The sequence below is a fragment of the Mycobacterium paraense genome (assembly GCF_002101815.1).
In the GTDB taxonomy this organism is placed as follows: domain Bacteria; phylum Actinomycetota; class Actinomycetes; order Mycobacteriales; family Mycobacteriaceae; genus Mycobacterium; species Mycobacterium paraense.
The window spans coordinates 43,789-57,375 of sequence record NZ_LQPM01000044.1 but is presented as its reverse complement, the minus strand read 5'-3'; the positions used below and the strand labels follow the sequence as shown (position 1 = coordinate 57,375).

The window sequence follows — 13,587 nt, the reverse complement described above, 5'->3', positions numbered from 1 at the left end:
ATTCTGCATCCCGCAATTCAGGCGGGGCGCGACGCGCGCGGAGTCGGTCGGGACGGTCAGGTCGACCGCGCGCCGTCGGGCGCTATCGACAATGGGCGCGGAATGTAACGGAATGCGCTTACCGGAACGGGAACCCCGCAGGTGCGCGCCTGCTGCGCGCGGCTGATCTGCGCGGCGCCTTCCAGCAAGTTGAGCGCGACCTGGTCGACGTTGCGGTGCTCGCATCGCTCGAGGTAACTACCCGCCACCCAGCTGTTGAAGGCCCCCATCGAGGGGCCGCACCAGATCTGATAGTCCAGCACCCGGTCGGGATCCCCCTCGATCGCCCACCGGCTTGATTTGCCCAGATACCAGCGGAACACCAGCGCCATCTGATACTTCGCGTCCCGGGCCGCGAGGTCGAGCACCGACGGCTCCCGCTGCTCCCAGTACTGCCGGGTTTCGGCCCACACCTCCTCGACGCTCTTGCCGAGGATCTTTTCCAGCTCGCCGCGATGCTCGCCCAGGACGGTCGCCAGGTCCGGGTTGCCGGCGTACCACCCGTAGAGCTTCCTCGCCCGTGGGCCGAACATCGAGCCACGCTTGAGCACCTGAAGATTCACGCCCATCTCGAACATGTCGGAGGCCGGGGCCATCATCACGTCCGCCACCGACGCCTTGGCGAGCATCTCCCGCGCCCGCGCCGACAGCCCGGACTCGACGCACGATTGGTTGACCGAGCCGGTGACGACGTACGCCGCCCCCATCGCGAACGCACCGGCAACAGACTGCGGCGTGCTGATGCCGCCGCCCGCGCCCACCCGCACCCGGGTCTTGAGGCCGTGCCGGTGCGCCAGCTCGTCGCGCAGCAGCACGATCTCCGAGAACAGCGCGGGCAGCGGGCGGTTGTCGGTGTGCCCTCCGCTGTCGGCCTCGACCGTGATGTCCTCCGCCACGGGCACGTGTCGCGAAAGCTCGGCTTCCCGCGCGGTGAGCTTGCCGGCCGCTTCGAGCGCCGAGACCAGCGCCGCCGGCGCGGGCTCCATGAACATGCGTGCGACCTCGGGCCGTGAGACCTTCGCCATCACATGGTTCCTGCGAACGATGGCGCCGGACGGATCGGTCGACAGGCCGGACAACGCGTAGTGGACGACCGCCGGGGTCAGTTTCATGAACGCCGACGCCTCGACGATGCGGATGTCGTGCTCGATGAACAGCTCGGCCACCCGCGCCTCGAGCGCGGGCTCGTGGGGTGAGTGGATCAGGTTCGCGCCCCATGCGAGTCCGGTCCTGCCCGCGAGCCTGGCCCGGATGTCGGCCAGCCCCTGTTCCACGCCGGCGTACGAGAGGCCGCCGGCGCCGAAGAAGCCCAACATGCCGGCCTCGGCGATCGCCACCACCAGCGCCGGCGTCGCGATGCCGTTTGCCATGGCTCCGGTGACGTAAGGAAAGCGGGTCCCGTGCGCCTCGCAGAACTCGCGGTCGCCCAGCCACTCCGGGTAGATCGGCGGCAACGTCGCCACCAGCGATATCTCCGCGGCACCGGCGCCCACCAATTCGCCGCCCATGGCGAGCCCGAGCTGCCCCGTGGCCTCCTCGCGGACGACGTGAACCGGGTGGCGAACGTACTGCAGGACCCGAGCGATGTCCGGCGGTGCGAATGCCGGCGACGCGGTGGTCGGGCGCCATCCACCCAAGACCGGGGTCACATCGGCCTGGGTGCGATGCTCCAATACGACGGCAGGTCGCTCATTCACCGCCAATTCCCTTCCATCGTGTGGCCCCCGAATACGTCAACCGAGAAAAGCCAGCCTGCAGTTTCTCACGGTTGGCCGTGCTGAGCGTCAAAACTGCCTTGTTCGATTTCCGGTGGCATGCGCCATGGCAGAATCCCGGTGCTACGGAAAAGGAAGTCAGACTCACTTGCTCAGCGGCACAGTGGATTTGGCGGTGCGGGCGCCTCAGGAGCGGGCCGACAGCTTTTCCCGCAGCCGGCGGTTCACCGGTTCGGGCAGCAGCTCCGACACGTCGCCGCCCAGCAGCGCGACCTCCTTGGCCAGCGAGGACGACACGAACGAATAGCGCGGCGTGGTGGCGACGAAAAACGTGTCCACCCCGGCGATGTGCTTGTTCATCTGCGCCATCTGCAGCTCGTATTCGAAGTCGGTTCCGGTGCGCAGACCCTTCACGATGGCGGTCATCCCCCGGGCCCTGACGAAGTCGACCACCAGGCCCTGGCCGGACTCCACCCGCAGGTTGGCCAGATGCGTCGTCGACTCCTCGATCATCGCGATCCGCTCGTCGAGGTCGAACATGCCCTTCTTGGCGGGGTTGACCAGGATCGCCACCACCACCTCGTCGAACTGGGCCGAGGCGCGTTCGAAGACGTCGATGTGGCCCAACGTCACCGGGTCAAACGAGCCCGGACAAACCGCGCCGCTCATAAGCGATGACGCTACACGCCGGGCTACTCGTGCTCGGCCAGCTCCAAACGGGTGTCGCCGTACACGCGCTCGGGCCACACCGACCAGCCCGCCGGCCACGTCAGCGGCGCGCCGGCGGCCCGACGCTCCACGGCCGCAACGGTTCCCTCGCGCACCCAGCCGTGCGTGGTCAGGGCGGCCAGCACGCCGCCGAGCTCCGCGGCGTCGACGTCGTAGGGCGGGTCGGCCAGCACCAGGTCCACCGCGGACGGGGTTCCGGCCGCCAGCACCGCGGCCACCGCGCCCCGGCGCAGGGTCGCGCCGGGCAGGCCCAACGTCTCGATGTTGCGCGCGATGACGGCCGCGGCGCGCGGGTCGGACTCCACGAACAGCGCGGAGGCGGCCCCGCGCGACAGCGCCTCCAGCCCCAGCGCGCCCGAGCCGGCGTACAGGTCCAGCACCGCCAGGCCGGCCAGCTCCCGGCGCGCGGTGACGATGTTGAACAGCGATTCGCGCACCCGGTCGGTGGTGGGCCGGGTGCCCCGCGGCGGGACGGTGATGCGCCGGCCCCCGGCGACGCCGCCGATGATCCGGGTCATGCGTTCACAACAGCGTGGACCAGTAGTCCCAGAACCGCGCCATGATCAGCAGGAACACCGCCGTGAACCACAGCGCGGCGATCGACCACCGCCACTGGTACAACAGCTGGAGCGGACCGGTCTGCAGGGCGGGACGAAACGCGATCGACGCGACCACCACCAGCAGCGAGATGGTGACCACCCAGACCACCATGCAGTAGGGGCACAGCGCCCCGATGCGGTACAGGCTCTGGAAGATCAGCCAGTGCACGAACACCGATCCGGCCAACATGCCGGCCGTCAGGCCGACCCAATACCATTGCGGCAGAGAGACTTTCGCCACCGCCAGGACGCCGGTCACGACCACCACGGCGAAGCCCACCAGCCCGAGCAGCGGATTGGGGAAGCCCAGCACCGACGCCTGGGGTGTGATCATCACCGAGCCGCACGACAGGATCGGGTTGATGTTGCACGACGGCACGTACGACGGGTTGAGCAGGATGTCGATCTTCTCCACCGTCAGCGTCATGGAGGCAACCAGGCCGATCACGCCGGCGATCAGCACCCACCACGCGCTGGGCGCGCCCACGGGCGGTCGGTGCGGCGAATCCGGTGTCTCGCCGCCGGCGTCCTCGGCGGGTTGCGCTGACACCGGCGTCGTCATCAGGCCGCGGGCGAGACGGCGGTGTCGATGCCGGGCACGTCGCCCACGATCGACCTGATCTTGCTCACGAACGCGTCGGGCGTCGACGGTTCGTAATCCTGGCCGTTGATCTTGATGGTCGGCGTCGCGTTGATGTGCGCGGCCGCCGCCTCCCCGGCCACCCTGGACAGGTACTTGCCGCTGTTGATGCAGTCGGGAACCTTGCCGACGACGCCGGCCTCGCGGGCGAGTTCGATCAGCCGCGCGTTGTCGGGGAAGCTGGTGCCGCGTTCGTCGGGCTGGATGGAGGTGCTGAACAGCGCGCTGTGGAACCGGCGGAACGCGTCGATGGATTCGTCGGCGACGCACATCGCCGCCGCGCCGGCCCGCGACGAATAGTTCTGGTTCTTCTGGTTGTCGAGAATCGCCACCATGGAGTAATCGGCCGCGATGGCGCCGATGTCGATGAGCTTGGAAACCGTCGGCCCGAAAGTGCGCTCGAAGTTACCGCAGGCCGGGCAGAGGAAATCCTCGTAGAACGTCACGACGGCCTTGGGAGTGTTGGTGCCCGGCTGGTTGACCACCTTGCTCGACGTCACCCGCACCGTGTCGCCCTCCCCCGTGGCGCCGCCCTTCTTGTGGTGCGACGTCACGATGTAGAAGACGAGCGCGACCGCGAAGATCACGATGAAGGCGGTGCCGCCGATCTGGACGAGTCGGCCGGATTTGCCGGTGGCGGACTTGACATCGAATCGCGGGGGACGCTTGGGTTTGTCGGCCACAGGTTCGCTGATCCTTCGGTGCGGGCCCGACCGGCGGTCGGGCGGAGGCGCCTCTAGAGTACCGGCGTTCCGCCCGACGGCTCAGGCGCGGCTCAGGTGCGCGCGCAGGGCCGACACCAGCTCGCTGGTGCCCACCGCGCTGTCGCCGCCCAGCTGAAACAGGTTCGCGAAGCCGTGGGTCAGCGAGCCCATGTAACGCAGGTCCACCGGGGTGCCGGCGGCCTGCAGCGCCGCCGCGTAGGCCTCGCCCTCGTCACGCAACGGATCGAATCCGCCGACCGCGATCAACGCGGGCGCGAGCCCCGCCAGCGACTCGGCGAGCAGCGGCGACACCCGAGGATCGGTCGGGTCGAACGCCTTGAGGTACTGCGCGGTGAACCAGTCCATGTCCCGCCGGGTCAGCAGGAAACCGCGGGCGAACAGGCTCATGGACCGGGTCTGCGCGGTGAAGTCGGTCCGCGGGTAGATCAGCCACTGCAGCACGGGGGCGGGGCCGCCCTCGTCGCGCGCCAGCTGGGCGACCACGGCGGCCAGGTTGCCGCCGGCGCTGTCGCCGCCGACCGCGACCCGCCCGGGGGTCGCGCCGAGCTCGGCGGCGTGCTCGTGCGCCCACCTGAAGGCCGCGTAGGCGTCCTCGACGGCGGCCGGGGCGGGGTTCTCGGGAGCCAGCCGGTAGTCGATCGACAACACGTGGATGCCGGCATCGCGGCAGGTCAGCCGGCACAGCGAGTCGTGGGTGTCCAGGTCGCCGATCACCCAGCCACCGCCGTGGTAGAAGACCAGCAGGGGCGCCGCGGCACCGTCGGCGGGGCGGTAGTGCCGCGCGCGGATCGCGCCGGCCGGTCCGGGCAGCGAGAGGTCCTCCACCTCGACGTGGATCTGCGGCCCGGGCAGGCCGACGAGCGTCTCGCGCATCTGGGCGCGGGATGCGGCGGGCTCGTCGTCGACGACGAGGCCGTCGATGCCGACGGCGCGCAGCCCCGACAGCATCAGCTGCAGCGTGGGATCGAGCGTGTTGCCGTCGATGATGACCGAACGGCCGTGGAACAGCACCCGCTTGGCGGCGGTCGGGATCCACGGGATGACCTTGACGCCGGCGGTGGTGACGACGCCCTGGACCCGGCTGAGCCAGCGCATCGGTGCGCGTTTCGCGCCGAGATCGAGGTCCGGCACCCCCGGCAGGCTTCTGGTCATAGCTGCTCCTGCTCCCCCTGACTGAAAAACCCGGCGACGCCGAGCGACGGGAATTGGATACCCACTCCAGGCGTGCCGCGCGACCAACTTTACGTCGTGGCCCAATGGGCCCCGACCAGGCATTGATTAGGCGCATATCGGCCTGGGTAATATCGTGGTCCCCACGTTGGTGAACCCCACACGGATTGCGAGCAACTTCGACGTGTTCGATCTCGGATCAGCACCGAAATGCGTCGACCTCCCGCTCGACGAGGGAACCCGACCGGGTCGAAGATCTACGAACTTCAATTCACAGGTAGGTGAATGACATTGACTGGCGAGTCGGGCTCCGCCATACCGTCGATCGCTCTTAACGACGAGAACACCATGCCGGTGCTCGGCCTGGGCGTCGCCGACCTCTCGGAGGACGAGGCCGAGCGCGCCGTCGCGGCCGCGCTGGAGATCGGGTGCCGGCTCATCGACACCGCCGCCGCCTACGGCAACGAGGCCGGCGTCGGCCGCGCGATCGCGGCGTCCGGCATCCCGCGCGCGGAGCTGTTCGTCACCACCAAGCTGGCCACCCCGGAGCATGGTTTCAGCAAGGCCCAGCAGGCCTGCAGCGCGAGCCTGGAGCGACTCGGCCTCGACTATGTCGACCTCTACCTCATTCATTGGCCGGCACCGGCGCAGGGTAAATACGTCGACGCGTTCGGCGGCATGATCCAATCCCGCGGGGAAGGCCACGCCCGCTCGATCGGAGTGTCCAACTTCACCGAGGATTACCTCTCCACGGTCATCGACCTGACCTTCGTCACCCCGGCGGTCAACCAGGTCGAGCTGCACCCGCTGCTCAACCAGGCCGACCTGCGCAAAGCGAACGCGGAGCACAACGTCGTCACGCAGTCCTACACGCCGCTGGTGCTCGGCAAGCTGATGGACAACCCGACGCTGAACTCGGTCGCCGCCGAATACGGCAAGACGCCCGCGCAGGTTCTGCTCCGGTGGAACGTGCAATTGGGCAACTCGGTGATTTTCCGCTCGAGCCGGCCCGAGCACATCGCCACCAACGTCGACATCTTCGATTTCGAGTTGGCCGGCGAGCACATGGACGCGATCAACGGTCTCAACGACGGCACCCGGCTGCGCCCGGACCCGAACACGTACGAGGGCCCGTAATCCGTTCCGGTCACCCCGTCGGGCAGGTGGCCGCGGCCTGCCGCAGCACGCCCGCGGAGGCCTGGTCCACCGGTAACTGGTAGCCGCGCAGCACGGCGATGAACTGCATGGCGTACTGACACGCGAACGCGGTGTTCGGCGGCATCCACTGGGCCGGGGGCGAGTCGCCCTTGTCCTGGTTGGCCTGCCCTTCGACGGCCAGCAGGTTGGCCGGGTCGTTGGCGAATCGCAGCCGCTCCGGCGGCGGCCAGGCGTAGGCCCCCATGTCCCAGGCGTAGGCCAGCGGGACGATGTGGTCGATCTGCACCGCCTCGCCGACCTTGGCGCCGCGCGCGAAGGCGATCGTGGTGTTGGTGTACGGGTCGTGCAGGGTGCCGGTGGCCACCGCGTTCGGGCAGCGCTTGATCGACACGTACGTCTTGTCGACGAGGTCACGGTCGAGGATGTCGTCGCGGGTGTCACAACCGTTGTGCCCCAGCGGCGCGTCGTTGTTGTCGTCCCAGGCGTCGCCGAACGCCGGGCGCCGGTAGTCGTAGCGGTGGGCCCGCTCGGGAACCACCGCGACACCACCGAGCACGTCGGTGCCCGGCTGCACGGTGGGCACGTCGGCGCGGGCGGCCACCTCGGCGCGTTTGGCGGCCTCCGATCCCAGCGTCTGATAGGCCACCAGCACCGCCAGCACGGCGAGCGCCGACAACCACAGCAGCAGCTTGCGATTCATGATTTGTCGAGGTATTCGATTCGATCGGTGTCGGTGAAACGCGCGGCGAGCAAGGCCAATCCGGGGTTCGACGGGTCTCGCTCGTACGCCTGGACCGCGAAGTCGCGGGCGGCCTCGATGTAGGCTCCGTGGTCGGCCAGCGACAGCAGCCGCAGGGTGACCGCCCTGCCGGATTGGTTGCGGCCCAACACGTCTCCCTCGCGGCGCTCCTTGAGGTCAAGGTCGGCCAGGGCGAACCCGTCCATCGTCTCGGCGACGGCACGCAGCCGCCGGCCGGCATGCGAATCCGGGGGGACCCAGCTGGCCAGCAGGCACAGGCTGGGATGCTCGCCGCGGCCGATGCGCCCGCGCAGCTGATGCAGCTGGCTGATGCCGAACCGGTCGGCGTCCATCACCAGCATGACCGTGGCATTGGGCACGTCGACGCCGACCTCGATGACGGTGGTGCACACCAGCACATCGATGTCACCGGCGCGGAAGGCGGCCATCGCGGCGTCCTTGTCGTCGGCGGACAGCCGCCCGTGCATGAGCCCCAGCCGAAGGTCCGCCAGCTCCCCGGAGCGCAGCGTGTCGAAGAGTCCCACCGCGGTCGCCGAAGGCCGGCGGACCTCCTCGCTTTTTTCGGTGTCGTCGGACTCGTCGATCCGGGGCGCCACCACGTAGGCCTGGCGGCCGGCCGAGACCTCCTCGATGATGCGGTGCCAGGCACGATCGAGCCAGGCGGGCTTGTCGCCGATGAAGATGACGTTGCTGGCGATCGGCTGGCGCCCGCGCGGAAGTTCGCGCAGCGTCGAGGTCTCCAGGTCGCCGTATACCGTGAGCGCGACGGTGCGCGGTATCGGCGTCGCCGTCATCACCAGCAGGTGCGGTGTGATGCCGGCACGGGCCTTGGCGCGCAATTGGTCTCGCTGTTCGACGCCGAACCGATGCTGTTCGTCGACCACCACCATGCCCAGGTTGTGGAACTCCACCGCGTCCTGCAGCAAGGCGTGGGTGCCGACGACGATGCCGGCCTGGCCGCTCGCGACCTCGTCGCGCACGTGCTTCTTGTGCGCGGCCGTCATGGAGCCGGTGAGCAGCGCCACCCGCGTGGCGTTGTCGGCCCCGCCCAGCTGGCCCGCCATCGCCAACTCGCCGAGGACGTCGCGGATTGACCGGAGATGTTGCGCCGCAAGCACTTCCGTCGGGGCGAGCAACGCGCACTGGTAGCCGGCGTCGACCATCTGCAACATCGCCAGCACGGCGACGATCGTCTTGCCGGAGCCGACCTCACCCTGCAGCAGGCGGTTCATCGGGCGGGTCGCCGCCAGCCCGCCGGACAGCACGTCGAGCACGTCGCGCTGCCCCGCCGTCAGCTCGAAGGGCAGCCGCCGCAACAACTCCGCCTTCAGGCCGTCCGGCCGCGACGGCGCCGGCGGCCCCGATTCGGACAGCTCACCGTGGCGGCGGGCGACCAGCGCCCATTGCAGGCCGACGGCCTCGTCGAACGTCAATCGCTCACGGGCCCTTTGGCGTTCGCGCTCGTCCTCGGAAAGGTGGATCGCGCGCAGCGCCTGGTCCTCGGAGATCAGGCCGAGTTCGGCGCGCAAGTCCTCCGGCAGCGGATCGGGCACCGGATCCAGGACGTCGAGCACCTGGCGCACGCAGGCGAAGATGTCCCAGCTCTGCAATTTCGCGGCGGCGGGATAGATCGCGAAGAAGCGACGTTCGTAAGCATCGATGACCTCTTCGGCGGTGGTGGCTCGTGACGCGCCGGCTATCTTGGCGAGCGACTTGGTGCCGTGGGTCTTTCCGTCCGGCGATTCCAGGATGAGGAAGGCCGGGTGCGTGAACTGCATTGCGCCCTTGTAGTAACCGACTTCGCCGGAGAGCATCACCTTGGTGTTTTTGGTGAGATCCTTGCTGATCCAGCCCGCATTGAAGAATGTGGCCGTCACCTTGTTGCGCCCGCTCCCGACGGTGATGCGGCAGTACTTCTTCTTCGGGTCCCTCATCGGCTTGGTGAACGCATCGGTGATGACGTCGACGATGGTGATGTGCTCACCCTCCTCGGGCCGCTCGTCGCCGAAGCCCCAGAGGCTCGCGCCCTCGGAGTAGCCGCGCGGGTAGTGGCGCAGCAGGTCGTCGACGGTGCGGATGCCGAAGATCTCGTCCAAAAGCGGAACGGCTTTGCCGCCCACCACGAAGGTCAGCCGGTCGGACAGCGATGCCACGGCTACTCGACCCCGATCAGCAGGACGTCGCCGCGGTGGCCGGTGCGGTAGGTCATCAGCTCGGTGCCCGGGTGGTGGTCGTGCACGTGGTCCTGCAGGGTGTCACCCAGGGCGGTGGCGTCGGCCTCGCCCTCGATGCCCGCGCCGATCAGCACGGTCACCAGGTCGCCTCCCGAAGCCAGCAGCAGATCGAGCAGCCCGATCGCGGCCCCGGCCGCGTCGGCGGCGACGATGAGCACCTCGTCGCCGGCGATGCCCAGGCCGTCGCCCGGCCGGCAGGGCCCGGCCCACGTCAGCGCGCTTTCGGTCGCGATGCGCACCGATCCGTGCCGGGACGCGCCGGCCGCGCGGGCCATGGTGAAGCCGTCGTCGACCGCCTGCCGTTCCGCGTCGTGCACGGCCAGGGCGGCCAGGCCCTGCACCATCGACCCGGTCGGGATCGGCACCACGTCGATGCCCCACCCGATGGCCGCGGTGCACCCCGCCACCAGCTCCTCGGCGGCCACATACCCGTTGGGCAGGACCATCACCTGGGCGGCGCCGGTGTCGACGACCGCCCGCACCAGCTGGTGTGCGCTGATGTTCGCGTCCGGATCGGGCCGCAGCACGCAGGCGCCCTCGGCGGCGAACAACTCGGCGGCGCCCTCGCCGTCGACGACGGCCAGCACGGCCCGTTCGCGCGTCCAGCCCCCGGCGGGCAGCCCGGCGGCGCCGGAGCTCAGGGCCGAGATGACGATCCGGCTGAGCCGGCCCACCGCCAGGCCCGCTTCGACGGCGGCGCCGGCGTCGTCGGTGTGCACGTGCACGGAGTAGCTGTCGATCCGGGCGGATTCCTGCGCGGCCGCCTGCGCCAGCGCCACCGATTCCCCGAGCTCCTCGAGCCGATTGCGCAGCCGGTTGACGGCCGTGGCGTCGCAGCCGTCCAGCCGGTACATCACCTCGAACTGCGGCCCCGGGCGCTCGGCGGCGGCCTGCGGCTCCGGGGCGCGCGGCGCGGGCTCGTAGACCGTGCGCGCGGGCGCCTGCCCGCCGATGCTGCAGCGCAGCGCGTCCAGCAGCACCAGCAGGCCGCGGCCGCCGGCGTCCACCGCCCCGGCGTCGGCCAGGACGTCGAGCTGCTCGGGGGTCTTTTCCAGCGCGACCACCGCGGCGTCACCGGCGGCGGTGATCGCCGCGGGCAGCCCCTCGTCGGCGCATTTTTCGACGGCGTCGGCGGCGGCCCGCAACACCGACACGATGGTCCCGGGCACCTCGTCGCCGCCCATCGACGCGATGACCAGCTCGACGCCGCGCTGCAGCCCCGCCCCGAGGAGGGCCGCGTCCATGTGGCGCAGCTCGCCGCCGGCGCCTGCCGCCGCGGCCGCGGTCACATCGGCGATCCCGCGCAGGATCTGCGACAGGATCACCCCGGAATTGCCGCGGGCGCCGTTCAGTGCACCGGAGGACAGGGCCGCGGCCACCCGGGCCACGCAGCCCTCGGCCGCGGCGCCCGCGTTCGCCTCCGCCAACGCCGAACGCATGGTGAACAGCATGTTGGCGCCGGTGTCGGAATCGGCGACCGGAAAGACGTTGAGCCGGTTGATTTCGTCGATGTGGGTGATCAAATCGCTGACCGCGGTGTGGGCCCAGTCCCGCAGGGTCGCGGCGTCCAGCAGCGCCTCTGACGTGCCCAAGCGACCCACCTCCCTCGGAGCCTCCCAGCGCCGGCCCCCGGTGGGCGCCAGCGTAGCCCGGCGACGACGCGCGCGGCGGCCGGCCACGGCGGGCACCCGCTGCCTGAGTGCACCCGCGCATTGAGCCTAGCCAGAGCGGGCGACACTCCCGGGGCTACGCCGCGGACGGGTGTTGATCGTTTTGGTGGTTGCCCATGTCAGTCGGTATCCTGGGCTGGCCCGAGTCATCCCGGGCTGTCCCGGCCACCTGCCGGACCCCCGAACATTTGAGGAGCTAGAACCATGGCCGCTGTGTGCGATATCTGCGGGAAAGGCCCCGGCTTCGGCAAGTCGGTGTCGCACTCCCACCGCCGCACCAGCCGCCGGTGGGACCCCAACGTCCAGACCGTGCACGTCGTGACCCGTCCGGGTGGCAACAGGCAGCGGCTGAACGTCTGCACGTCCTGCATCAAGGCCGGCAAGGTCGTCCGCGGCTGATTCCCGTCACATGACGAGGTGACCGGCGTCGATCGGGATCGACACGCCCGTCACATACCGTGACCGCGGGCCGGCGAGCCACAGCACCGCCTCGGTGACGTCGCGCGTCTCGACCAACGGCACGCCGGGCAGCAGCGTCTGCGAGACGGCCGGGTTGGGATTCTCGATCATCCGGTTCGCCACGAAATCGTTGAGGATCATCGGCGTCGCGACACCGCTGGGGTTCACCGAGTTGACCCGAATGTTGTGCCGCGCATACGCGTTGGCCGCCGATCGCATGAGCCCCACCACGCCGTGCTTGGCGGCGGCGTAGGCGAACATCGCGGCGCTGCCGTCGCCGCCCCGGCCGGTCAGGCCCTGCGCCGAACTGACCAGCACCACCGAACCGCCCCGGCCCTTGCGCACGATTGATGGCACCGCCGCCAGCATCGTGTTCCAGACGCCCTTGAGGTTCGTGTCGACGATGGTGTTGAACACAGGTTCGGAGCGGGGCTCGGGGTCGCCCATGGCGACCACCCCGGCGTTGGCGATGACGACGTCGACCTCGCCCAGCTCGTCGATCCCGGCCTGCACCGCGGCCTCCAGCTGCGCGAGGTCGCGCACGTCGGCGACGACCGGCGCCACCCTGCGGCCCGCGTCGGCGACCAGGCGCGCGGTCTCGTCGAGGTCGGCCTTGGTGCCCAGCGCGTACGGAATCGCGTCGATGTCGGCGCAGATGTCCACGGCGATGATGTCGGCACCCCGTTCGGCGAGCGCGACGGCGTGGCTGCGACCCTGGCCGCGCGCCGCGCCGGTGATGACGGCGACGGTGTTGTCGAGTTCACCCACGGGTGGTCACCTCCAGCTTCGTGCCGGTCTCCTGCTCGGCGAACGCGACGAGGCGCGCGGCGGCGTCGTAGTCGCAGGCGAGCACCGAGCGGCCGATGAGCACGGGACCGCCGCGCAGGCCCATCCTGCCGCTGACGCCGACATAGCTGCCCGGCGGCACCGGCTCGCTGATGCAGTACAGCGTGGGCGCGGCGCCCTCGTCGATGTCATTTGCCAGGCGGTCGGCCACGACCTTGACCGCCTTGTGCGACAACGACATCAGCGGCGAGTCGGACAGGTGCGACAGATTCGAGGCCACCCACCCCGGATGGGTGAGCTGCGTGACGATCGGCGATCCGGCGGCGCGCAGCCGGCGGTCCAGCTCGAGCCCCCACAACATCACCGCGAGCTTCGACTGGCCGTAGGCGCCCAGCCTCGTCCACTTGTGCCGGCGCAGATGCAGGTCGTCGAGGCGCAACGTCGCATGGCGGTGGGCATCGGAGCCGACGTTGATGACCTGCGAACGCACCCGGGGCAACAGCAGGTTGGTCAGTGCGAACGGACCGAGCAGGTTGGTGCCCAACGTCATCTCGAAGCCGTCGACGGTGTCGGTGCGCCGATCGGTGAGGGTGCCGGCGTTGTTGATCAGGATGTCGACCGGCCCGTCGATCAGGGCGGCGAAGGCGCGCACCGAAGACAGGTCGGCGAGGTCGAGCTTGGCCACCGTGGTGGAGCCACCCATCTCGGCCGCCCGCCGCTCGCCGAGTTCCGTGTTGCGCACGGCCAGGATCACGTGGGCGCCCGCTCGGGCCAGCGCCCGTGCCGTGCCCAACCCGACGCCGTTGGTTGCGCCGGTCACGATGACTCGTTTGCCGCTCAGGTCGCCCAGCCGGCTCGGCGTCCACGATGACGTCACGGCGACCAAGAATAGTGGGGGGTTCT

General features: G+C 69.8%; 13 protein-coding genes. 2 read left to right on the top strand and 11 right to left on the bottom strand.

Annotation, left to right across the window (positions count from 1 at the left end; all coding sequences use genetic code 11):
* Positions 1 to 56: 56 nt before the first annotated feature.
* The 6 genes from AWB89_RS25220 to AWB89_RS25195 all read right to left on the bottom strand — a co-directional run bounded on the left by AWB89_RS25220 (position 57) and on the right by AWB89_RS25195 (position 5,599).
* A complete protein-coding gene (locus AWB89_RS25220; protein WP_241520599.1) occupies positions 57 to 1,736 on the bottom strand; it encodes a PfaD family polyunsaturated fatty acid/polyketide biosynthesis protein in 1,680 nt (559 codons plus the stop codon).
* 204 nt (positions 1,737 to 1,940) lie between these two features.
* The gene (gene coaD / locus AWB89_RS25215; protein ID WP_085102511.1) at positions 1,941 to 2,423 is read right to left on the bottom strand and encodes a pantetheine-phosphate adenylyltransferase; all 483 of its coding nucleotides are present in this window, start codon (positions 2,421 to 2,423) and stop codon (positions 1,941 to 1,943) included.
* A 23-nt stretch (positions 2,424 to 2,446) separates the two neighbouring features.
* Complete coding sequence (gene rsmD, locus AWB89_RS25210) at positions 2,447 to 3,001, bottom strand: 16S rRNA (guanine(966)-N(2))-methyltransferase RsmD (RefSeq protein WP_085177380.1); 555 nt, start codon at positions 2,999 to 3,001, stop codon at positions 2,447 to 2,449.
* Between the two features lie 4 nt (positions 3,002 to 3,005).
* The gene (locus AWB89_RS25205) at positions 3,006 to 3,644 is read right to left on the bottom strand and encodes a vitamin K epoxide reductase family protein (RefSeq protein ID WP_085177378.1); all 639 of its coding nucleotides are present in this window, start codon (positions 3,642 to 3,644) and stop codon (positions 3,006 to 3,008) included.
* Positions 3,644 to 4,405 (bottom strand): DsbA family protein, encoded by a 762-nt coding sequence (locus AWB89_RS25200; RefSeq protein ID WP_085177376.1) that lies wholly within the window; start codon positions 4,403 to 4,405, stop codon positions 3,644 to 3,646. The genes AWB89_RS25205 and AWB89_RS25200 overlap by 1 nt, the downstream gene beginning before the upstream one ends.
* An 81-nt stretch (positions 4,406 to 4,486) precedes the next feature.
* On the bottom strand, positions 4,487 to 5,599 hold the full coding sequence (locus tag AWB89_RS25195) for an alpha/beta hydrolase (RefSeq protein WP_085177374.1): 1,113 nt from the start codon (positions 5,597 to 5,599) through the stop codon (positions 4,487 to 4,489).
* A 309-nt stretch (positions 5,600 to 5,908) separates the two neighbouring features.
* Between AWB89_RS25195 and AWB89_RS25190 the strand changes: the two genes are divergently transcribed.
* Positions 5,909 to 6,754 (top strand): aldo/keto reductase, encoded by an 846-nt coding sequence (locus AWB89_RS25190; protein ID WP_162293337.1) that lies wholly within the window; start codon positions 5,909 to 5,911, stop codon positions 6,752 to 6,754.
* A 10-nt stretch (positions 6,755 to 6,764) separates the two neighbouring features.
* Here the strand turns inward: AWB89_RS25190 and AWB89_RS25185 are convergent, their stop codons facing one another.
* The 3 genes from AWB89_RS25185 to AWB89_RS25175 are packed head-to-tail and all read right to left on the bottom strand — an operon-like array spanning position 6,765 to position 11,361.
* Complete coding sequence (locus AWB89_RS25185; protein ID WP_085177370.1) at positions 6,765 to 7,475, bottom strand: HNH endonuclease family protein; 711 nt, start codon at positions 7,473 to 7,475, stop codon at positions 6,765 to 6,767.
* Positions 7,472 to 9,688, bottom strand: a complete 2,217-nt coding sequence (gene recG, locus AWB89_RS25180; protein ID WP_085177368.1) for an ATP-dependent DNA helicase RecG — start codon at positions 9,686 to 9,688, stop codon at positions 7,472 to 7,474. Before recG ends, AWB89_RS25185 begins: the two co-directional genes overlap by 4 nt.
* 2 nt (positions 9,689 to 9,690) lie before the next feature.
* Entirely contained in the window at positions 9,691 to 11,361 is a 1,671-nt protein-coding gene (locus tag AWB89_RS25175) for a DAK2 domain-containing protein (RefSeq protein ID WP_085177366.1), read from the bottom strand.
* Between the two features lie 282 nt (positions 11,362 to 11,643).
* On the opposite strand from AWB89_RS25175, the gene rpmB reads away from it, so the two are divergent.
* Positions 11,644 to 11,838: a 50S ribosomal protein L28 gene (rpmB, locus tag AWB89_RS25170; RefSeq protein ID WP_007171345.1), complete on the top strand. Its 195-nt coding sequence runs from the start codon at positions 11,644 to 11,646 to the stop codon at positions 11,836 to 11,838.
* A 6-nt stretch (positions 11,839 to 11,844) separates the two neighbouring features.
* Here the strand turns inward: rpmB and AWB89_RS25165 are convergent, their stop codons facing one another.
* Together AWB89_RS25165 and AWB89_RS25160 are read right to left on the bottom strand one after the other, a co-directional pair.
* The gene (locus AWB89_RS25165; RefSeq protein ID WP_085177364.1) at positions 11,845 to 12,666 is read right to left on the bottom strand and encodes a mycofactocin-coupled SDR family oxidoreductase; all 822 of its coding nucleotides are present in this window, start codon (positions 12,664 to 12,666) and stop codon (positions 11,845 to 11,847) included.
* Positions 12,659 to 13,561, bottom strand: a complete 903-nt coding sequence (locus AWB89_RS25160; protein WP_085177362.1) for an SDR family NAD(P)-dependent oxidoreductase — start codon at positions 13,559 to 13,561, stop codon at positions 12,659 to 12,661. Before AWB89_RS25160 ends, AWB89_RS25165 begins: the two co-directional genes overlap by 8 nt.
* Positions 13,562 to 13,587: the final 26 nt, after the last annotated feature.

What these genes read in the sequence shown, in the direction of transcription:
- coaD (WP_085102511.1), bottom strand. Translation starts at nt 2,423, where the DNA reads ATGAGCGGCGCGGTTTGTCCGGGCTCGTTTGACCCGGTGACGTTGGGC.
- rsmD (WP_085177380.1), bottom strand. Translation starts at nt 3,001, where the DNA reads ATGACCCGGATCATCGGCGGCGTCGCCGGGGGCCGGCGCATCACCGTC.
- AWB89_RS25205 (WP_085177378.1), bottom strand. Translation starts at nt 3,644, where the DNA reads ATGACGACGCCGGTGTCAGCGCAACCCGCCGAGGACGCCGGCGGCGAG.
- AWB89_RS25195 (WP_085177374.1), bottom strand. Translation starts at nt 5,599, where the DNA reads ATGACCAGAAGCCTGCCGGGGGTGCCGGACCTCGATCTCGGCGCGAAA.
- AWB89_RS25185 (WP_085177370.1), bottom strand. Translation starts at nt 7,475, where the DNA reads ATGAATCGCAAGCTGCTGCTGTGGTTGTCGGCGCTCGCCGTGCTGGCG.
- rpmB (WP_007171345.1), top strand. Translation starts at nt 11,644, where the DNA reads ATGGCCGCTGTGTGCGATATCTGCGGGAAAGGCCCCGGCTTCGGCAAG.